The 23,366-nt window shown below is 48.1% G+C and carries 21 protein-coding genes; 3 read left to right on the top strand and 18 right to left on the bottom strand.

Annotated features, from left to right (window positions below; all coding sequences use genetic code 11):
• A partial coding sequence (locus VN379_RS04225; RefSeq protein ID WP_325531118.1) for a hypothetical protein occupies window positions 1-440 on the top strand: 440 nt, incomplete at its 5' end.
• 20 nt (window positions 441-460) lie between these two features.
• Here the strand turns inward: VN379_RS04225 and VN379_RS04220 are convergent.
• On the bottom strand, window positions 461-1,180 hold the full coding sequence (locus VN379_RS04220) for a polysaccharide deacetylase family protein (protein ID WP_325531116.1): 720 nt from the start codon (window positions 1,178-1,180) through the stop codon (window positions 461-463).
• A gap of 125 nt (window positions 1,181-1,305) precedes the next feature.
• On the opposite strand from VN379_RS04220, the gene VN379_RS04215 reads away from it, so the two are divergent.
• Window positions 1,306-2,463 carry a D-alanyl-D-alanine carboxypeptidase family protein gene (locus tag VN379_RS04215; RefSeq protein WP_325531114.1) on the top strand — a complete coding sequence of 386 codons (1,158 nt, stop codon included), beginning with the start codon at window positions 1,306-1,308 and terminating at the stop codon, window positions 2,461-2,463.
• A gap of 22 nt (window positions 2,464-2,485) precedes the next feature.
• On the opposite strand, the gene VN379_RS04210 is transcribed toward VN379_RS04215, so the two are convergent.
• The 12 genes from VN379_RS04210 to VN379_RS04155 all read right to left on the bottom strand — a co-directional run bounded on the left by VN379_RS04210 (window position 2,486) and on the right by VN379_RS04155 (window position 17,877).
• Window positions 2,486-3,265, bottom strand: a complete 780-nt coding sequence (locus tag VN379_RS04210) for a protein-glutamate O-methyltransferase CheR (RefSeq protein WP_325531112.1) — start codon at window positions 3,263-3,265, stop codon at window positions 2,486-2,488.
• A 199-nt stretch (window positions 3,266-3,464) separates the two neighbouring features.
• On the bottom strand, window positions 3,465-4,580 hold the full coding sequence (gene ald, locus VN379_RS04205) for an alanine dehydrogenase (protein WP_325531110.1): 1,116 nt from the start codon (window positions 4,578-4,580) through the stop codon (window positions 3,465-3,467).
• Between the two features lie 272 nt (window positions 4,581-4,852).
• On the bottom strand, window positions 4,853-6,256 hold the full coding sequence (locus VN379_RS04200; RefSeq protein ID WP_325531108.1) for an amino acid permease: 1,404 nt from the start codon (window positions 6,254-6,256) through the stop codon (window positions 4,853-4,855).
• Between the two features lie 401 nt (window positions 6,257-6,657).
• A complete protein-coding gene (locus VN379_RS04195) occupies window positions 6,658-8,010 on the bottom strand; it encodes a GlmL-related ornithine degradation protein (protein WP_325531106.1) in 1,353 nt (450 codons plus the stop codon).
• 2 nt (window positions 8,011-8,012) lie between these two features.
• Window positions 8,013-10,214 (bottom strand): D-ornithine 4,5-aminomutase subunit OraE, encoded by a 2,202-nt coding sequence (gene oraE, locus VN379_RS04190; RefSeq protein ID WP_325531104.1) that lies wholly within the window; start codon window positions 10,212-10,214, stop codon window positions 8,013-8,015.
• A complete protein-coding gene (locus tag VN379_RS04185) occupies window positions 10,195-10,581 on the bottom strand; it encodes an ornithine aminomutase subunit alpha (RefSeq protein ID WP_325531102.1) in 387 nt (128 codons plus the stop codon). Before VN379_RS04185 ends, oraE begins: the two co-directional genes overlap by 20 nt.
• Window positions 10,582-10,622: 41 nt before the next feature.
• Entirely contained in the window at window positions 10,623-12,035 is a 1,413-nt protein-coding gene (gene ortB, locus VN379_RS04180; protein WP_325531100.1) for a 2-amino-4-oxopentanoate thiolase subunit OrtB, read from the bottom strand.
• Window positions 12,028-12,339: a 2-amino-4-oxopentanoate thiolase subunit OrtA gene (gene ortA / locus VN379_RS04175; RefSeq protein WP_325531098.1), complete on the bottom strand. Its 312-nt coding sequence runs from the start codon at window positions 12,337-12,339 to the stop codon at window positions 12,028-12,030. The genes ortB and ortA overlap by 8 nt, the downstream gene beginning before the upstream one ends.
• Before the next feature lie 30 nt (window positions 12,340-12,369).
• Entirely contained in the window at window positions 12,370-13,809 is a 1,440-nt protein-coding gene (locus VN379_RS04170; RefSeq protein WP_325531096.1) for an amino acid permease, read from the bottom strand.
• A gap of 169 nt (window positions 13,810-13,978) precedes the next feature.
• Window positions 13,979-15,022 (bottom strand): 2,4-diaminopentanoate dehydrogenase, encoded by a 1,044-nt coding sequence (gene ord / locus VN379_RS04165; protein ID WP_325531094.1) that lies wholly within the window; start codon window positions 15,020-15,022, stop codon window positions 13,979-13,981.
• 204 nt (window positions 15,023-15,226) lie between these two features.
• Window positions 15,227-16,318, bottom strand: a complete 1,092-nt coding sequence (locus VN379_RS04160; protein ID WP_325531092.1) for an alanine/ornithine racemase family PLP-dependent enzyme — start codon at window positions 16,316-16,318, stop codon at window positions 15,227-15,229.
• Between the two features lie 89 nt (window positions 16,319-16,407).
• On the bottom strand, window positions 16,408-17,877 hold the full coding sequence (locus VN379_RS04155; protein ID WP_414714955.1) for a sigma-54 interaction domain-containing protein: 1,470 nt from the start codon (window positions 17,875-17,877) through the stop codon (window positions 16,408-16,410).
• A gap of 289 nt (window positions 17,878-18,166) precedes the next feature.
• Between VN379_RS04155 and ald (VN379_RS04150) the strand changes: the two genes are divergently transcribed.
• On the top strand, window positions 18,167-19,282 hold the full coding sequence (gene ald / locus VN379_RS04150; RefSeq protein ID WP_325531088.1) for an alanine dehydrogenase: 1,116 nt from the start codon (window positions 18,167-18,169) through the stop codon (window positions 19,280-19,282).
• A gap of 105 nt (window positions 19,283-19,387) precedes the next feature.
• Here ald (VN379_RS04150) and alr read toward each other — a convergent pair whose 3' ends face one another.
• The 5 genes from alr to hypA form a co-directional block, all read right to left on the bottom strand.
• Entirely contained in the window at window positions 19,388-20,500 is a 1,113-nt protein-coding gene (gene alr, locus VN379_RS04145; protein ID WP_325531086.1) for an alanine racemase, read from the bottom strand.
• A 96-nt stretch (window positions 20,501-20,596) separates the two neighbouring features.
• A complete protein-coding gene (locus tag VN379_RS04140) occupies window positions 20,597-21,961 on the bottom strand; it encodes an amino acid permease (RefSeq protein ID WP_325531084.1) in 1,365 nt (454 codons plus the stop codon).
• A 111-nt stretch (window positions 21,962-22,072) separates the two neighbouring features.
• On the bottom strand, window positions 22,073-22,252 hold the full coding sequence (locus VN379_RS04135; RefSeq protein ID WP_325531082.1) for an aspartyl-phosphate phosphatase Spo0E family protein: 180 nt from the start codon (window positions 22,250-22,252) through the stop codon (window positions 22,073-22,075).
• Between the two features lie 10 nt (window positions 22,253-22,262).
• Window positions 22,263-22,934 (bottom strand): hydrogenase nickel incorporation protein HypB, encoded by a 672-nt coding sequence (gene hypB / locus VN379_RS04130; protein WP_325531080.1) that lies wholly within the window; start codon window positions 22,932-22,934, stop codon window positions 22,263-22,265.
• Between the two features lie 2 nt (window positions 22,935-22,936).
• Window positions 22,937-23,278 (bottom strand): hydrogenase maturation nickel metallochaperone HypA, encoded by a 342-nt coding sequence (hypA, locus tag VN379_RS04125; protein ID WP_325531078.1) that lies wholly within the window; start codon window positions 23,276-23,278, stop codon window positions 22,937-22,939.
• Between the last annotated feature and the right edge of the window lie 88 nt (window positions 23,279-23,366).

Below are 23,366 nucleotides of genomic sequence, written 5' to 3'. Positions count from 1 at the left end.
TTATAACCAGCCTATTTTTCGGACACAATAATACCGGAGGGATGTCAAAAATGAACGAAATCGTTTGTATGAGCTGCCATAATTGCCTGCCGGATGATTTATCTTCTTGTCCTGATTGTGGCAGCGAGATTGTCTTAGAAGGCGATAGCAAAAATGTAATCGACCGGCTGCAGCCTAATTGTCTTATTCATCGTTATGAGGGTTCCGACCTGTTAGAACCAGCTGTTATCCTTAAAGAAACGAAGGTCAACTGCAAAGTGGCCACCAAACTTAAAGAATACGCTAAACCGGTAACAGTGCCCAAAGTCAAAGTATTTACATTTGACCCAAAAATTCTGGGTGCTATCCAGGCGCTAAGAAATGAGCGCACTGCTACCATACACCGGTATGACCAACTAATCCAGGTACACTGGCAGAACTTAAAGCTATATCAAGAATAGCCTGCCCTACCCAACACCAGTTACCGTGAAACCTCATAATACTGCAGCAGCTCACTGACCGTTACCAGCTGGTAACCCTGTGCCCGCAGCTTGTCAATAATTATAGACATAGCCTGGGGCGTAGGCAGCGGATACTGCCCGTCATGCATAAGGATAATGCTGCCAGGCTGCACATTATCAAGCACAGCTTTCACCACCCGTTCTACTGGCAACTGCCGCCAGTCACCCGTATCAACAGACCATAGCACCGTAGTATAACCCCGTTCACGCGCCAACGCCACAATACCATCATTGTAGGCCCCATCAGGCGGTCTGAACAGAGTTGGCTTCGGGGCAACCGGCTGTAATACCAGTTCCAGCCGCTCAAGCTCATCTACTACCTCTGCATCAGTTAACCTATTCAAACGCCTGTGGCTGTATGCATGAGATGCTATCTCATGCCCTTCTGCTACTGTCTGGGCAACAATTTCGGGATGAACCTCAGCATTTTTGCCTAAAACAAAAAAGGTAGCTTTGGCCTGTTTCTCCTTCAACACCATTAATATTTCTGGTGTTGTTTTATAATGAGGCCCATCATCAACAGTAATTGCGACTACCTTGTGTGTAGTTGGTATTTTTTTGATTACCCGGCTTTTATCATCAAATACATCGACAGTTTGATACAAAATACTGCACATTAACCCGACAGCAAGCACTGTAAAACTAAAAAAGCTGCGGCGCAGCACACTTTTTTTGTGCATAAGACCCCCTTTGGTAAAGGTTCTTCTTGATACTACGCCAGCGGCCTGTAAGATATGACAGTAAGTGGGTATGACCTGGCCGGATGAGCAATATAATAATATAGCTGATGAAAAGGGGGTATTCCATGGGCCGTCTGCTATTACGTTCTACCGCCTTAAGTATACTATTTCTCTGGGCAGTTACCTGTATTGCTTTTGCTGCTCCGCCGACCATGTCCGCCCAAGGGGCTATTTTAATGGATCTCAAAACCGGTCAAGTACTCCTCGACAGAAACATAAATAAGAAACTCGCACCAGCCAGCACTACCAAAATCATGACAGCCATCATTGCTATTGAGAGCGGACGCTTGGATGAGACCGTTCGTATCAGCGCTAACGCGGCTGGAACCGGCGGATCTTCGCTTAATCTTTATCCCGGTCAGAATATCACGCTCCGGGAACTGCTTACCGGCCTACTGCTCCGTTCCGGCAATGATGCCGCCGTGGCAATTGCTGAGCATCTGGCAGGGTCTGTTGATGCATTTGTGGAAATCATGAACAGGAAAGCGGCCAGCATCGGCGCCGTCCACACCCATTTCAGCAATCCGCACGGTCTTTCCGCCCCCAATCATCTGTCTACAGCCTTCGATTTAGCCTGGATAACCCGGTATGCTCTGGCCAATCCTACATTTGCTGAAATCGTAAGTACTAAGGAAACAAATATTGAATGGCTTGATCGTAAGGGAAAAAGTCAGGATCGTAACCTCCGTAATACCAATAAACTGCTTTGGATGCTTGAAGACGCTGATGGTGTAAAAACCGGGACAACAAACCGGGCCGGGCCTTGTTTGGTATCAAGCGCAACCCGCGGCAACCAAAAGCTTATTGCAGTCGTATTAAATGATCATTCGCGCTGGTATGATTCGATGCAGCTCTTAAAGTATGGCTTTGATTCCTTTGACCTGTATGAATATGCAGAGCAGGGGGCAATATTAGCTTCACTGCCTGTAGAAAACGGGATGACAGGGATCATCGATGCCATCGTAGATGCCCCCGGCTCGCTGGTAGTCAGCACAGCAGACTACTCTTCAGTAACGGTAGAAGTCGATTTGCCCGAAAAAATAAAGGCCCCGGTATATCAGGGCCAAAAAATCGGTGAAATCATATTTTATGTGCAGGATAAAGCCGTAAAAACAGTGGATGTCATCGCCGGGAATGCCGTCGAAGAAAGCACCCTGAGTAAAATCCTGCTCCAGCACTGGCTGGATACCGTGAGACGGCTATCCAGCTGGGGGGTATTATAACAGAAGCATTATCCGGCCTTAACTACAGAGGTTTCCGGTAAAAGAACGGCAGGTAGTGCTGAAACCCGATATCACGGAAGTTCAATATCGCCTCAGTGCCGCCGACAAATAACACACCGCCAGGTTTAAGTGCGGCAAAGAAGCGGCGGTACAGCCCGTCTTTGGCTTCTTCAGTAAAATAGATTACAACATTCCGGCACAAGATAAGGTCAAAACCTGATTCAAATTTATCAACCAATAAATTGTGCCGCTGAAAATCGATCCGGGCTTTGATATCATCACCAATGGTGGCTATGCCGTCTGCCTGCTTAAAATATTTGTTGAGCCGGGCAGGCGGTATATTTTTAAGTTCATTAGTTGTATAAGCCCCCAGCTTGGCTTTGGCCAGCATCTCAACATCAAGGTCTGTCGCCAAAATGCGGTGTCTGATATGAGGGGTAATCTCATTGAGCATAATCGCCAGCGAATAAGGTTCAGCACCAATCGAACAGCCGGCACTCCAGATGCTCAGCTTCGAACTCTGTTTTAGAAGGTCAGGAATAACCCGTTTCTCAAGTTCATCAAACTTCTCCGGTGTACGGAAAAACTCCGTCACATTGATTGTAAGAAAATCAATAAACTCTTTATATAGCTTGGGGTTAGCCTCCAGCTTGGTAAAAAAGTCCAGATACCCATTCGCCCCATGGCGGCTCATCATATTGCCGATACGGCGCTGCATTTGTGCCGGTTTGTAATCGTTAAGGTTAATGCCTGATTTAATATGAAGTTTCTGCTTAAACAGCTCCCAGTCTTTGTCGATCATGGAACCCCCCTGTTATTATTGCATCAAAATCTGCATCATCTTTTGCTTGTTAACTTTCGACATAACACACTCGTTTTCCTACCGGTCTACCTGCTTATTTACATCTATGGCCAAAACATATTAACCACAGAAATAGGGTCAGGCTCGACTTGCCTTAAGCAGCAAGTCTAACCTGACCCTATAAACCGCGCTTATTTATTTAAGCCAGAACCTCTTCTACCGGAGTAACCGGCAGGTTATGCGCTTCGGCAACGCCCTGGAATACAACCTTGCCATTATAAACATTGAGACCTTTTGCTAAGCCTGGATCGCCCTTGAGAGCGGCTTTCCAACCTTTATTAGCGATTTGCAGGGCGTATTCGATGGTAGCGTTAGTCAGGGCTAACGTTGACGTCCGGGCAACAGCCCCAGGCATATTGGCAACTGAGTAATGAACAACACCGTATTTCACATAGGTTGGGTCACTGTGTGTGGTAACGCGGTCAATTGTTTCCACTGAGCCGCCTTGATCGATGGCCACGTCAACGATAACAGAACCAGGTTCCATCGTCTTAACCATTTCCTCAGTAACCAGTTTAGGCGCTTTGGCCCCAGGCAACAACACCGCACCAACGACCAAATCCGCCTTTTTAACCCAATTGGCAATATTATAACTGTTGGACATTACCGTAGTTACCCGGCCACCGAAAATATCATCAAGATATGCCAGCCGTTCGTTTGACTTATCAATAATAGCAACGCGGGCACCCATACCAACAGCCATTTTAGCTGCATTTGTACCAACAACGCCACCACCGATAATTACCACTTGGGCAGATTCAACACCAGGCACACCGCCTAATAAAATGCCTTTGCCACCAAACGGTTTTTCCAGGCAATGCGCCCCGACTTGCACCGCCATTCTGCCTGCTACTTCACTCATCGGTGTCAAGAGCGGCAGTGTGTGGTGGCGTTCTATCGTTTCATAGGCGATACCAATTACTTTTTTGTTCAATAACGCAGTGGTCAGCTCAGGCTCGGGAGCCAGGTGCAAATATGTAAACAGGATTTGCCCCTCATGGAACAGCTCATATTCTGGAGCGAGTGGCTCTTTGACTTTCATGATCATTTCAGACTTGTCAAACAGTGCTTTCTTATCAGTAATGATTTGGGCCCCGGCTTTCACATAACTTTCATCGGAAAAACCGCTGCCTACACCAGCACTTTGTTCAACAAGCACAGTATGCCCAGCTTTTTTTAGCGTTTCAGTTCCTGCCGGAGTCAGGGCCACCCTGTTTTCATTGTTTTTAATCTCTTTAGCAACACCAATAATCATTGTTTTGACCTCCTTATAAAATCTACGCTATACAGCGGCTCTCTTCCACTTCTAAATATAATGCAATTGTTATGCCAATTAATTCTTTTAGGGGATTCTTTTTTGCTCAACAGCTGGCAATACCAGTAGAACTAGTAATCGACCCAGCATGTAACATAACTAACATAAAGAGAGATTGTTGTTAATGGAAACTAAAGTTTACACTATCCTGGCATTAAATTGTGCCATTGGAAACATTTATTTCCAGACAACATTGTTCTTTGTATACAATATTATCTGCTGTTATTAATATCCTGACGGCCCTCAATACTTGGCTTATCCCAGCCAAACATATAATAGGCGGCCACAAGCAGGCCCAACCAAATAGGACCTACAATCATGGCTATACGCGTGTCTGCGTCAAAACACATAACAACAGCAACAAAGGCCAGGAATACAAGGCAAATCCAGTTAATGACCGGATAACCGGGCATAGGATATTTTAATTCGGCTTGCTGCTCAGGCGTCAACTCCTGCCGGAACTTCATCTGCACCAATACAATTACAGCCCACACCCACAGTGCAGCAAAGGTGCCGACACTTGTTACATAAGTAAAGACCTTGCCGGGAACCAAATAGTTTAAGACAACGCCAATCAATAAAAATACCGATGATACTAGAATCCCGTTCATTGGCACTTTACGGTCACTCAACTTACCGAAAAACCCGGGTGCCCGCCCTTGCAGCGATAAATTATAGAGCATGCGCCCGGTACTGAAAATCCCACTGTTACAAGAGGACAACGCGGCAGTCAAAACAACAAAGTTAATGATCCCTGCCGCTGACCGTATACCAAGCTTTTCAAAGGTTAATACAAACGGACTGCCAATAGTCCCGAGCTGGTTCCAGGGATAAAGTGACATAATAACGAACAATGCCCCAATATAGAAAATTAGAATCCGCCAGAAAACTTTGTCAATCGCCGCCGGCAGCGTTTTTTCAGGATTTTTCGCTTCACCTGCTGTTACGCCAACCAATTCAATGCCTAAGTAGGCGAACATAACCATGACCAATGCCATAATCATTCCAGGCAAGCCTTTGGGAGAAAACCCATCATACGCCCAAAGATTAGAGATGCCAATGGGTATGCCGTTATTGCCAATCCCAAAGATTATCATGCCTAACCCAGCAACAATCATAACAATGATCGTGACAACCTTAATAAGGGCAAACCAAAATTCAAATTCGCCATACGCTTCGACAGCAATCAGATTGACAACAACCATGCATACCAGGGCCGCCAGCGCCGGAATCCACTGCGGCACCTCCGGAAACCAAAACTGCATATACACACCGACAGCCGTAATCTCGGCCATACAAGTGACAACCCACATAAACCAATATGTCCATCCGGTAAGATAACCAGCCATCGGCCCCAGGAATCTGTTAGCATAGGCACTAAATGAACCTGACACCGGATATGCCACAGCCACTTCGCCAAGTGCCCGCATAATATAGAATATAATAATACCACCCAGTAAATACGTAATCATCAAAGCCGGACCGGCTGTTTTTATCGCTGTAGCCGACCCCAGGAATAGACCGACGCCAATCGCGCCACCGAGGGCAATCAGTTGAATGTGACGTTCCTCCAAGCCCCGGTGCAGATCTTCATGCAAACCATCTTTTTTAGACACGCTTTATTCCTCCCTCATTTTTACAAGTACCCCAGAGAATTACCCGCTTTGTCTCCACCTCCACAATTTAGAGTACATTCACCTACTTTGTATTCATAGCACAAACTATGCCAATATTCTAAATAGTGTTTCAATGCCGGTTTGGCGTATTTGACTAGCATTTTGGGAAACCTACATTTCCATTATCTGGTTATTTAAGTTTCCATGTGGAATAATTTGTTTACAAAAAATGTAATTTTACTTTTTTTGAGCAAAAGACAGGCTTTCTGATCAGGGAACCTGTCTCTCCCCCGCATTTCGGCATTTGCTTATTCGTCCGATGCTAAAAAGAAAAACTCCCTTCGAAAAGGAAGTTAATGACATGGAAAACATCAGGGAGCCCCTTACTTCAAGCCCGGGGTTTATAGTCCCAGGCTCTGTTTCATTAAGTGTAACGCCGCACCGGGATACCGTTCAGCCAATAAGCCGGCAGCCGCCATAACATAATGCCTGTCGATCAGTGCCTGGCCGCTACGGGGCAATAGGCAGTTACTTTGCGAACTATTAATCCCTGACAGGATGGCCATTCGGGCAGGCAGCCTGGTCAGCGCCCCGCCGGTACCGATAATCCATTTGACACCTGTCAGATCTTTGCCCCTGGCAACTGCCATTCGGCCTGCCGGACCATAAATATACTCAATGCTGCCGGCATGGCGCCTTATCGCGGTAGTTACTGCAATTTCAGTCAAAATTCCGGCAAACTCTTTCTCGGCTGCAGTCACCGGCAACGGCGTCCGCAGATTTAATAATTGCTCAGGTTGGCAGGCAAAACGCTCACATAGCTGCTCAGTATCAGCTAACTCCAATACATTGGCTAAGTTGACATAAACCCCCAGGTCACCCTCAACAGTGCGTTTGGCTAATGGTTCAGGCGTAATTAACATCGCCGAAATATCAGGATCGGCCTCTGCTACTGAATGCACATCAGTAGTGGCACCGCCAACATCCAGGACAACAAGGTCGCCAATCTCCTCACGCAATAGACGGGCCGCCTGCATAACCGCACCCGGCGTAGGAATAATGCGCCCGTCAACCAGTTTACGGATTTTATGCATTCCCGGGGCTTCAGTAATATGTTTTTCAAAAACCTCATGGATAACCCGCCGGGTGGGCTCAATATTGAGCTGATCAATTCGCGGATAAACATTATCAACCGCTTTTATGCTAAAGCCACTGCCGGTAAAGATCTCGCATACCTGCTGTTTAGCTGCAACATTACCGGCATAGATAACTGGCGTGGATGGCGCCAAACTGGTTGCCAGCCGGCGGGCGTTGGCAATAACGGTTCGTTTTTCACCATAATCAACACCACCGGCCAACAGAATAATGTTCGGGTTAATCTGTCGAATTTCATCAAGGTCGGTCTCACTTAGCTCCCCGGCTGTAACCATATGAATGTTGGCTCCTGCCCCCAGAGCCGCTTCTTTGGCGGCTTTAACAGTCATGTCATACACCAGGCCGTGTACTGTCATCCGCAAACCGCCGGCAGCGCTGCTGGCTGCAATCATTTGCCGCCACGCTACAGGGGTGCCCAGCTTTTCTTGCAGGGAAGCAATGGCCTGATGTAACCCCAGCGTTACATCCCCATCCAGCACAGTAGTTGCAGCCTGCCCTTGCCCGATTAGCTCCGGCAGGCCTTGTTTTATGCCGGCAAAGGCATTGACGACAGTTGTTGTACTGCCAATTTCAGCAACAAGCACATCAATGGCTGCCATAATTAGCTATGCCTCAGTTCTTTATGGCGTTTTATCAGGGCGCTGGCAACATGCACGCCCTTGGTACCCCGCCCGAAACCTGCGTCCATTCCTTCCTCAACAGCAATCTCATTGCTGACCTGCGTACCGCCGCAAACAATAACAAGATTATCCCTTATGCCTTTTTCCTGGCAATATTGATGTAAGCGCCGCATATTAATCCGGTGGATATCGGCATGTGAGATGACCGTGCTGGCCAAAATGGCATCTGCACCAAGCTCAACAGCCGCATCAACCAGTTTTTCCACAGGCACCGAAGTTCCCAGATGGTGGCATTCAATCCCAAATTTTTCGATACCGCCATGCTTTATATCCAGTATCTCCCGCAGCCCCACCGAATGTTCATCCTCACCGACAGTAGCGGCAACTATTTTAAACTTGTGTTCGGTCACATACTGCCTGATCGTATCCTCAGTAAGTGTTTCCGCCACTGCAGGTATTACCAGCTCTGCCGGATCAATGGCAAAGGGAACCCGTCCCCTCACTTCCACCAATGTTCCTTCTGACGGATGCATAACCTGTTTGTGAATGACTTCAACCTCCTCAAACCCCATTCGTTCAGCAATGCTTTTGGCCGCAAATTCAGCAACCCGTTCGGCCGCAGGCAGAAACATCGTCATACAGACAATACCATCACCATACCACTGCACTTCTGGCCGCAAAAGTCCCTGCCGGTGCTCGGCATCATGTTCGGCCATCCGGCGTTCTACATTGTCCTCCGGGTCTAATTCATCAATCCAGACAATTTTATCAGGGTTGCACAAGGTGCATCCATTAATCAGATCACAGGCTTTAGTCACAGTCACGCCGTCAGGCAATGCATTATAGCCGAAGTGGTCACATACCGGCGCCATATAGTCGGCATCCCGGGGGACAATCGTGCCAGCCCCCACTCCGCCATTCAGCTGGCGGGCAATACCATCGCCATTACGTTCGGGATACAGGCCTGAGTCGACAAAGAAACCTTGACTGACTGCCGCAAAATAACCGCCGGCAACAATGATTTCCTCCATAAACAGGCAGGCCCGTTCTTTCAGTTCACGAACTCTGGCCCCCAGTTCCCCGTCAAAGTTTAAGCTAACCATGTCCTGCAGGCCGTCAAGTCCAAGCAGTGCCTGCTTAGCAGTATTAACCCCGTGGATATTATTGTAATGCCAGGGAACATTCCGGCCCTCGTCCGGTGTAATAGTACTCTGGATGTCGGCGCTGGTCAGCCGGGATAGCAGGGTGTTCAGCACATGGGTAACCGTTACCTCCCTGGTGCACGACTCCATGTATTTAGTATTCATCTGGGCCCGGAACCTAAAACCTTCAAACAATTGACGCAACGCAACCGCATATGGCAGATCGAGACTAACGCAGGGTGCCGGCGGCGCAGTGGGCGGTACTGTTGACAGACAGATTTTATCTTTCGGCATGCCTGCCATAACCGAATACTGGCAGTTAATAGCATGCTGCACCATGAGTTCGGGCATCACTTTCCAGGCTTCACGGGCTGTGGCATTGGCATTGTGAGCCCCGTCGATCTGTGCCATGCCGGCAGCAGCCATAATTCGTTTGGCAACGGCGGCATCCACAAAAGAACGGTACATGTTGACATTTCTGTACAGCACATTATATTGGGGGTCCTGATGAGCCCCGTTTACCCCTTCTTCTGCCAGCAGCACACCTACCTCAGGACCAGCCACCCCACTCACATAGGAGTGAAAATTAATCGGCCTGCCAACCTCATCTTCAATCAAATCAAGTGCTTTTCGGGTAGCCCGCAATTGTTTGCGCGTGACTGGCACACCACCAACACCTTCAGGTGTTCCCTCGATTAAGCCATCGAAATGACTTTGTCCGGCCGTCCGAATAACCATAATGTGATCTGCGCCATGCCAGGCTGCCATCCGCATCCGGCGGATATCATCCTCAAACCGTCCGGAAGCGATCTCGGTAGTAATCACACAGTCAGGCTGGGGATCAATATTGTTAAAATACTTGGCAGCAGGCAATGGGCAAGACTGTTTGAGTGGTTCTGACACCTGGCGGTATGGGAAAGCCCCTGTCTGCTCCGTTTCTGCAGAGGTTCGCCACGTCCAGCCCCTGCGCCGGGGGCGGTAATGCTCTAAATCAGCCAGGATACTGCCTATATCCAGTTTCTCATCTGCTTTCACGGTCACGAGCACCCCCTCCTTTTTGCCAGAATGCCTGCAACCGGTCCCAGCCCAGTCCTTGGGCTAACCGCAGTCCCGCTTCCCGGTGAGCGATGTTTTCAAGCTGGGCCAGCCGCCATACGGCATGACCTGCGCCTTTACTCAGCAGTTCTTTTTCGACACATTTGTCGACAATAGCGTTTGCCTCAATGCTGGAAAAACCCATACGCAGCAATACTGATCGCTCGACAGAAGGCGAAGTGTGAGTACGGGCCAATTCCACTAACGGCTGCACCACTTGTTCGGTTAACTGCCAAAACCGTTCCTTCAACTGCGCGTCAGATAACGCGGCCAGTCCGACCCGGCGCCTGGAGAATTCATCCTGTTTTTGCATATAAAATCCGGGAACCTCCCGGTTCACCTCCTGTACATTTTTTATTGCCCACTTACTATGAGCTTCGTCATTTCTTCAACAGCAGCAGGCGAAAGCCTGATTTCCTGTGCCAGAAACTCGGTATCTGCCACACTGAGTTTGTGCTGCCGGCCTGTCAAAATATTACGCAGATAGGAATACCTCATTTTATCAAGGTCAACATCCCTGACGGCAATTTGCCCGGGGTGTTCAGGAATGACGATTGTTTGCCCCGGTACATTGTCGGCAGGCAAACCGCGCCTCACCGCAATACCGTTGGTTTTGGCAAACGTCAGTTGGGGAGATGGGTGCTTGCCGGCCCCGGTATACTCTGTCTCCTGTACCACAATAACTTCAGCCTGATCCATTTGTCTGGCCAGGGAAATTGCCGCCGCCAATGACGTGTTGCCTGCAGGCCCCCGCTCCAGGCCTTCCAGGGCAGCCAGCAGTTCTGTCACGTAAAATACCTCGCCCTGCGTAACGGTGACATAACGGTCCATATACCGGAGTGAGCGGGCGGCATTTCGCGGCACATCGACCCGGTCGGGATTGGTGGCGAAAGGCACGCCGAAACCGGTATGCCCGGTAGTAAACGATTTGCGGTTGAAATCGGTATCACTGGCCATATGCAGCCCAGCCAGATCGACACTGGCGGCAATCACTTTGGCGTCATGGCAACCGGCTCGTTTAAGACCCCGGGCAGTACCTGTTACATTGCCCCCGCCGGCGTGAGTGACAACTACGGCGTCAGGATAACGGCCTATGAGCTTTTCCGTTTGAACCGCAACTTCCACACCCAGTGTTTCTATACCGGCAATGCTAAAAGGCGTATATAGTGAAGCATTAAAAAAGCCTGTTTCCTCCAAGGCCAGCAGAAACATGTAAAACAACTCAGGTCCGACCGACAATTGCAGTACCTCAGCGCCATACGCCTCACAGGCCCGGCCTTTTTCCATAATCTCCGGCTGACCGATACCCCTGCTGTCAAAGACCTCCTGCACAATTATGCTGCTGAGATTCCGCATTGCGGCCTGCGAGGCGATGGCGGCGCCAAAGTTGCCGCTGGTAGCGGCAATTACCCCGGGATAACCATGTTTGCAGGCATGATACACAGATACAGCAGCGCGGCGCGCTTTAAAACTACCTGAAGGGTTGACCGCTTCATCTTTAAGAAAAACCCTTGCCCCTTTACCGGGAGCTGCGATCTGCCGCACCAGCGCTGTTATGTTTTTCAGTTCAATAAGCGGTGTGCCGCCTACCCCGGAACCGCGCTGAATTGCAGCAATCTCCCCGGCATCATAAGCCGCCTGGCTCATCATTTTTTCGTAATCAAAGGCAATACCGCCACTTTCAAACTCATTGTAGTCAATATTGGTGGCGCGCCGGATAATCTCCGGCCGCCGGGCCATGACGGCCTGGTAGCTTGTGTCACGCATCTTTTTCACCCCGCAGTATAGCCCGTACCTCCCCGGCAATCATCATTAATTCCGGCTGCGGCAAGCCATAATCGACCCCATAGGCTGGATTTACCGCCACCAACTGGCCCTGAAGGTGCCTTCCGGCAAAAGTACGGATGGTTACCTGCTGCCCCACTGCCGCCTGTTCATCCAGCAAAAAACCTTTAACTTTCATTTCCAATGGAACACGTTGTGTTTCTACAGGTATGTGCGGTGCCCGCTCCCCGGCCGTCAAAACAACCCTGTAAACTTGTACCCAGTCTCCTTGCTGCGCATCAGCCACGACGTTTCCCTCCCCCTCAAATCTCCATGATTACTCGTTTATGTTCATTTCATTTCCATTTTGCTTATTTACGGCGGCTCTTTTAGGAGCCACTACAAAGTAATAATAGGCCATTACCACAATAATAAATGGCACACCGGCATAGATTGCAATTCTTTGGCTGTCATCAAACCACAGTCCAATGACAATAACTAAGTTTAATAGGAAGCCCAAAATAGGTACCAACGGAAACAAAGGCGTCCGGTATTTTAAATCGGTTAGCTTGCCGCCGCTATTGATAAACTGAGTCCGGAAGCGAAACTGCGAGGCGCATATCCCCATCCAGCCCAGCACCCCAGCCAAGCCACAGATCGAAATAAGCCATAGATAAACACTATCGGCGGCATAAACACTACATAACAGGGATACGCCGGAAACAGCCATTGTTAAAATCAGGGCATTCATCGGCACCTGATATTTGTTTAATTTCCCTAAAGACTCGGGAGCCATTCCGCCCTTGGACATAGCCCACAAAATCCGGGTAGCGCTGTACGCCCAGGAATTGCCGCAGGAAAGAGCCGAAGTAATAACGACCAGGGTCATTATGGTATAAGCCCCGGGAATACCTGCATACTGAAAAACTTCGGCAAAAATACTTTCTTTTACCCCGGCCTCTTTCCAGGGAATGATCGCTGCAACTACAATAATTGACAGCACGTAGAACAGCAGTGTACGAAAGGCAGTAGCATTGACAGCTTTGGGAATACTCTTTTCCGGATGCTCGCTCTCACCGGCAGCAATACCGATAATCTCTGTACCATTAAACGCAAAAGCGACTGTCAGCATCGCCACCAAAATCGCCCCTACACCATTGGGGAAAAGACCATCTGCAAAATAATTGCTAAACCCAATCGCGCCATGGCCACCAATTGTTCCGGTCATAGCCAGCCCGCCGGTAATAATACAAGCGATGATAGCCGCTACCTTGATACTGGCAAACCAGAATTCCGATTCGCCGAACGCGCCCACCCGCAGCGAGTTCAGACCGAACAGTACAACCCCGAAGCCAAGCACCCAGATCCATTCCGAGACTTGCGTCAGGTTCTTCATCAACATCCCGGCTGCTACCAAATCAATGCCGATGGTCGTTGCTCCGTTTAACCAAAACAGCCATCCCAGCAGATAGCCCACCGACGGCGAAATAAAGGTGCTGGCATAGGTTTGAAACGACCCGGCGATAGGCATCGCCACAGCAAGCTCACCAAGGCACAGCATAACAAGATACATGATAAACCCGCCAATAACATAAGCAACAACAGCGCCGCCCGGGCCGGCCTGATTTATAATAGAGCCAGATGCCAGAAATAAACCAGTCCCGATAACGCCGCCTAAAGTGATCATAAATAGATGCCTGCTTTTCATCCCCCTGTCCAAACCGGACTGCTGGGCCACCGCACTGTTGACCTTTTCATCAAAACCACTAACCGACATTAAAAATCCCCCTCATAAATTGATCAAACCAAACTATCTGTGTTCTTATCACATCGAACCAGCGGTGCTTATTTGCTTAGCTATAAATTAAGCATTGAGATGGGGCAAATGTTTCCGTACGTGTCTCCAGCAGTGTCTGAACTACTTTATTTATCACTTGATCCAGCTATTAGCGTTTAATCTTTTGACGAACATCACCCATCAAGGCAGTGATGACAGGAAGTTCCGGCATAGTAAGCAGGCCGGCTTGTGCGTTAATTACCTGTGGAATCATGTTTACAGCAGTCGCCATCGTACCGATACCTCCGGGGATTTCCTGTTCATCTGCGAACTTAATGGTCGGCGTGCCTTCAATGACAATATAATCACCTGTTTTCACACCCTCTAATTCCGGGTGAATTTGTTGCGGGTGTTCCAAAGTAATAATTTCTTCCCCGTTTTTATAACCGCGGGCAATATGCCGGCAGCCTGCCACCATGCCTGGCTGCACTTTTACATGCGGTGTTTCCCGAAATACATTGGTGATAATAGGTTCTCTGGTTTCCACAATATCATCAAGCTCCCAGCCTAACGATTTGGCAATCAGGTAAATCGATTGTTTGAAACCAATATGACCCACGATGGCCCCTGTTTTTACGCCGGCATGGAACTCTTCCACAGTTGCCCCGACGCCCTGCGTTTTCATAACAGTGGGGCCAAACGGCGAAAGGTCATTAATGCGGGCTGCCCTAATTTTATTTACTACCTGGCAAGCGCCCGTCAATGTCAAAATTAATGTATCCAGTACGAAACCTGGATTGACGCCTGTACCTAAAATTGTGATACCGTTTTTCTTGGCAAGGTTATTCAATTTTTCCGCTAATTCAGGGGTTTCTACCTGTGGTGCCGACATCTCTTCCGCGATGGTAATGACATTCTTGCCTGATTCGGCAATAAGCACTAATTCAGGATATACATCTGAGGTAAAGGACTGGGTGGAATGAAGCACAATATCGGCTTTGGTATTTTTCAGTACCTGCTCCGGATTGTTCGAAACAGTGACGCCCAGCCTGCGGTCGAGCCCCAAAACCTCCCCTAAGTCTTTCCCAATTTTTGCGGGGTTTTGTCCAATAGCCGCCACAATCTCAATCCCTTGCTTGTTAAGCAGTATGTCTTTTGCCATCCCGCTCCCCATAGCACCTAGACCCCATAAAACAACTTTGACGTTTTCCATATGACCAGCCTCCTGCTTAATATTTGCAATGAATAACTGCTAGGCCTATTAAACGCAAGATTGATGCCAACCGAAAAAGACGGATTATTCCGTATTTTTCGGTTCAATTGCCGCAAAATTATTTGCAGTAGTGCCAAAATTTTTGCACTAATCTAATTATTTAGAATACCATTTACCCATCTATCCCCAACAATCGCCAATCCATTATCCGCAGCAGTATTTCTCCGGGTGTTTATAAACCCGCGAAACATAAGGAGAAATCATAGCATGGACCAATGCGGCGTATTCCATGGAAAAACACAACTCCTGCCCCACACAGATTTCACCGGCAGCCTCAGTAACGTCAAGAATTAAATGATCACTGCTGCCGCCCAGTATCTCTACACCTGGCAGCGTTGGCTGCAACCCTTCAAGTTCAACGTCCTGCCGGCCAATAGCCGCAATTGCCCGTTTCCTTATGCCCCGGTCTTGAAATACAGGTGTATTACCAAAAGCATCCTGACTGGTTTTCCCTGGTGGTATTGACGGTTTTTCCTGAACCTCAACCACTTCTGCATGCAAAATAAAAGCATCTTGATAGGCACAGGGAATGGGGTTGCGATGTACCGTTTCCCGTCCTAGCAGAATGCTTTCGCCAAGCCGCAGCTGCGTAATTCCCGCCGGCGTAACGCCGCTTACTAATAGCTCAATATTGGCAGAGTTTCCACCTGAAATAACAGGTAGAGCCAGCATGGACTCTTCCCTTACCTTCTGGGTCAGATTAACAAGGTTATTGAGGATTTCCGGTGTTGGAATCAAACCGGCATAACATGCAAAATTAGTTCCAAACCCGCGTACTCTGATTCCCGGCAGAAGCATACCTTGCTGGACTAGGGGCAAAATTTTTTGCGGTACAACCCCTTCCCGCAAATCCCCCATATCAAGCATCAGAATAACGTCATGAACGATCCCTGCTTTTTTTGCCGCCTGACTTAACTGGCGCATTGTTGCGAACTCCGAAACAAGACTGCAATCAGCAACCCTTACCACCTCGCTGACTTCACTGGGCATAGGAATGCGCAGCAGCAGCAATGGAATCTTAATCCCAGCCTCGCGAAGCTTACGGAGATTCTGGATTCGTGCATCGCCCAGTGCTTGCACCCCGCCTGCTACCATCGCCTCTGCAATCGCCGTATCTGCGCAACAGGCTTTAGTAACGCCAACCACCTCAATCCCCTGCTTCTGGCATAAAGAAACAAGCAGCCTGGCGTTGGCTGTTACTTTTTCTAAATCAATTTCCACAAATGGATAGCCCATAGCAAAAAACCTCCACATCGACTTTGCATTTAGTCTCAGAAAACTTATCATGCACAATCAATGCCAGGATGTACGCCACAGGCCTGTCACTACTTCAGTTTATATTTCTTTATTTTGTATTGCAGCACCTGACGGGTCAAACCCAACCGCCCGGCAGCCCGGGTGGTGTTGCCACCGGTTTCGGCCAGTGCCGCTGCAATGATTGTTTTTTCCATCAATTCTTTTTGATCGCCCAACGTCTGCCCGGCTTCTAAAGCAACAGGACGAACAGCAGCTTCCCGGGGCGATTCTGCGCTGACAGCTGCATTGGCGCAAAAAAGCATCGGCAGGTGCTGTACCTCAATTTCTTCCTCATTTACGATTAGATTCATTGCCCCCTCAATTACATGCTGCAATTCGCGAACATTGCCAGGCCAGTTATACCTTAGGAAAATGTCTTCTACGCCCGGGGAAATCCTCTTTATCTTTACTTTTAAAGCACTATTATATTTTTTAATAAAAGCTGTTGTATAAATAGCAATATCATTTTTTCGCTCCCGCAAGGCGGGAATCCTGATGGTGACTACACCAAGCCGGTAATATAAATCTTCCCGCAGCTTTTTCTGCTCGATGGCTGCAGATGGATCCATGTTCATGGTGGCAATAACCCGCACGTTAACAGGCACTTCATTAGCGGCACCCACCCGGCGGACGATATTTTCCTGAAGAACCCGCAGCAGTTTGGCCTGCAGTTCCATATTCATAGAGTTAAGCTCGTCCAGCAATAAAGTACCGCCATTAGCCTGTTCAAACAACCCGGCCCGGTCAATAGCACCGGTAAAACCGCCTTTAGTTGTGCCAAACAGCAGTCCTTCCAGCAGTTGCTCCGGTAAGGCAGCACAATTAATAGCAATAAACGGATGATGTTTGCGGGGACTTAGGTTATGAATGCTCTGAGCAAATAGCTCTTTACCGGTACCGGTCTCACCAAAAATCAGCACATTGGAGGGTGTGCGGGCAGCTCGCTCGGCGTAATGAATTGCCACCTTCAACAAGGGCGCTTCACCTAAGATGCTCTCGATGGTATAGCGTGTATTAGGGTGATGCGGAACCTGTCCGCCTTTTTTTTGTTTAATCAGGTTTTCCTGCAAATTAACAATCTTATCAGCCAGCGCCTGAATAAAGGTAATATCTTTGGAGATTTCCAGCGCCCCCATAACCTTATCTGCAATGAGCAGCGGAGTAGTACTATTGACTGTAACAATCTGTTTACCGTGGGCATTAATATAATTTTGCTGGCGGTCGGTTAGCGATTTACCGGTCCTGAGAACAGTAAGCAACGTGCTCGTCTCGGTCGTTAAATGCGGCATAGCACTTAACAGGTCTTTGCCTAATACCTCAGTAGTAGCACAGCATTCCAGTTTAGACATAGTATCGTTATAAACAATGGTTTTACCCTTGTTGTCAATGACATGGATACCCACATCCAGCCTTTCCAGAATGGTCTCATACACCTGAATCTTATGCCGGAGTTCTGCCAATAGGGTTCTCATTTCAGCTGCGCTTTCCAAAATTTCCACCTGCTCCCCATTTGCGTTGCCAAAAAAACGCTGCCAATAACCGCAGCAATTTTTGTTGTTAATCGATATAAATTTGCGAAATTATCTTTTCAACTATTCTGACAATCATAATTCTATATCCATTCATATTGCTTAATCAAGAGACATTAGATCATTATGTCAAGTTATTTTTTGAACATTGTGTATTAAATTCATCCATTACTTTGTGGCATAGTAATTGCATTGTACTATCAATGAGCAAAGCGGCGCACATTAGCGCCTGACTAATAAGGACTAGGAGGCAAAAAACATGATTATTGGCGTACCAAAAGAGATCAAAAACAACGAAAACAGGGTGGCTCTTACTCCGGCCGGGACCGAAGCGTTGAGAAAAGCCGGACATTCTGTGCTTGTTGAGCTAAATGCCGGAGCAGGCAGCGGCTTCTCCGATGAAAGCTACGTAAAAGCCGGAGCGCAGATTCTTGCCGATAAGAAAGCGCTTTTTGACAAATCGGAGATGATTATGAAAGTCAAGGAACCGCTTGCGCCAGAATATGAGCTGTTCCATGAGGGGCAAATCCTGTTTACGTACCTGCACTTGGCACCTGAGCCTGAACTGACCACAGCGTTACTAAATAAAAAAGTAATTGGTATCGCCTATGAAACGATCGAACGCCATCATACACTGCCGCTCTTGACGCCAATGAGCGAAGTAGCAGGTAGAATGGCCGTACAGGTAGGCGCACACTGCCTGGAAAAACCGTTTGGTGGTAAAGGCATCCTATTAGGCGGTGTTCCTGGTGTTGAATCTGCCCAAGTAGTAATTATCGGCGGCGGCGTTGTTGGCACTAATGCAGCCAAAATGGCTGTTGGCATGGGGGCCCGGGTTGCTATTATTGATAAATCGGCTGAACGTCTGGTTTACCTTGATGACATCTTTGGCGGCCGGGTAACTACGGTAATGTCCAACAGTTATAATATTGCCAACTGGGTTAAAAAAGCGGATTTGCTTGTTGGTGCAGTTTTGTTGCCTGGAGCCAAAGCGCCTAAGCTGGTTACTGAGGATATGGTTAAAACGATGGAGCCCGGTTCGGTTATTGTTGATGTGGCCATCGATCAAGGCGGCTCAGTGGAAACAATTGACCGCGTTACCACGCACAGTGACCCAACCTATGTGAAATACGGTGTTGTTCATTACTCTGTTGCCAATATGCCTGGCGCTGTTGCCCGGACCTCAACCTTCGCCTTAACCAATGCCACGCTCGAATTTGCCCTCCAGATTGCTAATAAGGGCTGGAAAGATTCACTTAAGGCCGATCCTGGTCTTGCTAAAGGACTTAATGTCTATAACGGCAAGGTTACCTGCCAAGCGGTTTCCGAAGCCCACAACCTGCCGTTTACCCCCCTAGAGCAAGTTCTGGCATAATTGGGGGTTCCTTTTCTTGTCGTTTGTTGGGCGGAGCACTCAGCTCTGCCCAATATTTTTATGGTAATAAAAAAGGCCTCCTCTCCAGGAAGCCTTAACCAGCGCTTAACTATTCTTATATACCCGTGGCACCCGCTTGCTCACCATACACACCAATTCATAATTTATCGTCCCTACAATAGCCGCGATCTCATCTGTTGATAATTCCGGTGCTCCAAACAACGTAGCTATATCACCTGGCTGAACATCTGGTATGGCACTGACATCAACCATGCATTGATCCATACAAATCCTACCTACCAAAGGTGCCCGGCGACCGTGAATAAGAACGTCGGTCTTACCTGATAACAGCCGCGTCCAGCCGTCAGCATAACCGATCGGCAATGTGGCAATTCTCCGCTCAGCTCGTGCCGTATAAGTTCGGCCGTAGCTAATGCTCGTTCCGGACTCTACAGTTTTAACATGAGCAACCTGAGCTTTAAGGCGCATAGCCGGGGTCAATTCAATGCTGCGCTTACTTTCAGCCGATGGCCATAGTCCATACAGGATAATGCCTGGCCGCACCATGTCCAGATGGGTCTCCGGCATTTCCAAAGTGGCAGCACTATTGGCAATATGCCTTATTGGCACCTTAATTCCTTTGGCACTTATTCGCGCTAGCGCTTCCTCAAATCTAGCGTATTGTTCTTTAGCATAGGTTTTATCAGTATCATCGGCTGTGGCGAAATGAGAGAACACGCCTTCAAGCTCTACCCCGGGCATAACAGATACCGCACTGGCAAATTCGCCTGCCTCTTCAGGCAAAATACCAATCCGCCCCATGCCTGTATCAATTTTTATATGTATTTTCACCTTTTTCCCTGTCTCAATCCCGGCAGCCGCTAAAGCACTGGCAGCCTCCATTGTATACACTGTCTGCGCAATATTATAAGCTGCGACCGTACGTGCCTGATGCGGCGGGGTATAGCCAAGTACCTGGATAGAAGCTAAAAAACCTGCCTGTCGAAGCTCAATAGCCTCACTAAGGAGAGCTACCGCCAACCGGTCAGCACCGGCCGACAAAACTGCCCGGGCCACGGCTACCGCGCCATGCCCGTAGGCGTCAGCCTTAACTACAGCACAAAACTTGACATTGGGACTAAGGCTGTTTTTGATCTTTTCGACATTTTTTTTGATCGCGGCCAAATCAACCTCTGCCCAAACCGGACGTTCAAACATAAATGAATCCCCCTCACAAGTTGCATCGTATCGCTCAACAATTGTTATGCAAAAATCACGCCAACTTAATGTTAATTTGAGAACATTGAAGCAGGGTTACAGTTTCCGCCAAAAAAAATACGCCATCGTCAGCCCTAGCAGCCATATCGGGCCGATGACCAGAGCCAGAAGAGTATCAGGATCCTGACTCATCACAACAGCCACCAGCCCCAGCATTAGCAAACAAAAAATACCTGAAACCGGGTACCAGGGCATTGGATAGGCCAGCTTTGCCCTCTCGCCAGGACTCAGGCTGCGCCGGAATTTTGTCTGAACAATAACTATGGTTGCCCACACCCACAAACAAGAGAAGGTACCGATACTTGTGACATAGGTAAATACTTTCGCGGGAATGAAATAATTGAGGGCTACCCCTGCTGTTAAACAAGCAGATGAAACAAGCACACCATTAACAGGAACCTGGCTATTGTTAAGCTTCCGTAAAAATGCTGGCGCCTCACCCTGAGCAGCCAGGGTATACAACATACGTCCTGTACTAAAAACACCGCTATTGCAGGAAGATAGCGCTGCTGATAACACGACAAAGTTCATTATGCCGGCGGCATTAGCTACCCCCAGCTTTTCAAAGACAGATACAAACGGACTGCCTACACTGCCAATCTCTGTCCAGGGATATATCGACATAATTACATACAATGATCCGATATAAAACAGTATAATCCGCCAAAACACCTTGTCAATAGCCGCCGGCAGTGATTTTCCAGGTTCTTTGGCCTCGCCGGCCGTAATGCCAATCACTTCAATGCCGACATAGGAGAACAATACCATGGCCAGTGCCATAACCACACCACTTATTCCATACGGGAAAAACCCGCCATGTTGCCAAAGGTGCGAAATACCGAGCGGAACACCATTATTGCCAACACCAAACAGGATCATCCCAAACCCACCCAGGATTAAAAGGACAATGGCTATAATTTTGATTAAAGCAAACCAAAATTCGAATTCACCGAAGGCTTCTACTGCAACAAGATTGACACCAGTCATAATAACGACCGCTGCCAGAGCGGGAATCCACTGTGGCAGTTCGGGAAACCAATAATTCATATAGACACCGACGGCAGTTATTTCAGCCATGCCTGTCACAACCCACATGAACCAATATGTCCAGCCTGTTAAAAAACCAGGCAACGGTCCCAAAAACGTATGAGCATACGTGCTGAATGAACCAGCTACCGGATACGCAACTGCCACCTCGCCTAACGCCCTTAACAGGCAGAAAACAACGATACCGCCAATAAGATATGCAAACAGGAGAGCTGGACCAGCCGTCTGAATCGCCGCTGATGATCCCAGGAATAATCCTACCCCAATAGAGCCGCCAAGAGCAATTAATTGGATATGACGCTCTTTAAGGCCTCTTTTGAGTTCCTGCCTGTTCCCCGTTTTCCTCAATTCCATTCCCTCCGCAGCTATAAAGAGTACTATTTGGTGGAGTAAATACCCCACTAGTACAATTTATAATTGCAGCAGCCGGATTAGACCTCAGTTTTTCGTATCAGCCTGACGGGATCAACTTTGATTAGACCGCCGGACGCTGGCCAGTTCATACTCAACAATAAGTTTGTCAAGATAAGTGCTCATTCTTGTTACCTCACTATCCGAGAAATTACCATGTTTTTGCTCAACTAACAGATGCAGTTGGCCGCGCACAATCTCAATTTCCCGCTCTTTTTCCGCCAGACTAGTCACACTTAACCCCCTAAATCGTATTTGCCTGCCTGCGCGTCTGGGACGCCCTGGTTTTAAGCCATTCAATCCAAGCAGTTAGCCCATCCCCTGTTCTGCAGGAGGTTTGCAGTAAGCTCGCTTGAGGATTTAATCCTCTTATGTCACAAATAGCAGCATCCATATCAAAGCTTGTATAAGGCAACAAATCAATTTTGTTTAGAATTATAGCCTCAGACTGCCGGAAAATAAGCGGGTATTTAAGTGGTTTATCCTCGCCTTCTGTAATGCTAAGTACAACAACTTTTGCATGCTCACCTACATTAAACTCTGCAGGACATACCAAATTACCAACATTTTCGATAATCAGAATATCAATTGTTGCTAAATCAAGCTTAGCTAACGCAGCCTTGACCATAGAAGCGTCCAGGTGACAACCGCCCCGGGTATTAATCTGAACAACCGGTGTTCCATACTCAGCAAGCCGGTCAGCATCTTTCGAGGTATATAAATCACCTTCAATCACAGCGAGAGTATGCTCATTTTTTAACAATCTTACCGTTTGTTCCAGCAGCGACGTTTTGCCACACCCTGGTGAGCCCAATAGGTTCACCGTGAAAATTCCCCGGCTAGTCAGCATGGCATTTAGTGCTGCAGCATTCTCGTCATTTTTATTAAGAATATTACTCATAACAGGAATTTCCAATGCTACTCCACCTCCACACTTTCTACTTTAAGTTCCCGGCCTGACACAATCTCAATAGCATATGAGCCACATGATGAACAAATGAAGCGATATTTATCAACCCGGTGCTCAGCACCACAATCCAGACACCGGCCGGTTAGCGGAACAATAGTTATCAATAAGCAAGCCCCAGCAGCCAATGTACCTTCGGCCAAAGCCGCAAAACCGAACTCCAGGGCTTCAGGCACAACACCGGTCAATTCGCCAGCCAATACCTTAATGCCGGTTATTTTGCCGGCACCATGACTGCTGGCTGTATTAAGAGCTAACTCCAGGATACCCTGGGCAATTGTCATTTCATGCATCGCAAGCCCCCACCTGGTAGCAGTTCTATAGCAACGGTCTGGTGCATATAGTAATTCTCTGCCATTTTGTAAATTCCTTCCAAAATAA

The organism is Sporomusa sp., from assembly GCF_035561255.1.
Classification (GTDB): domain Bacteria; phylum Bacillota; class Negativicutes; order Sporomusales; family Sporomusaceae; genus Sporomusa.
The sequence above is the reverse complement of the archived record's forward strand: the minus strand, read 5'-3'. Positions and strand labels throughout refer to the sequence as shown.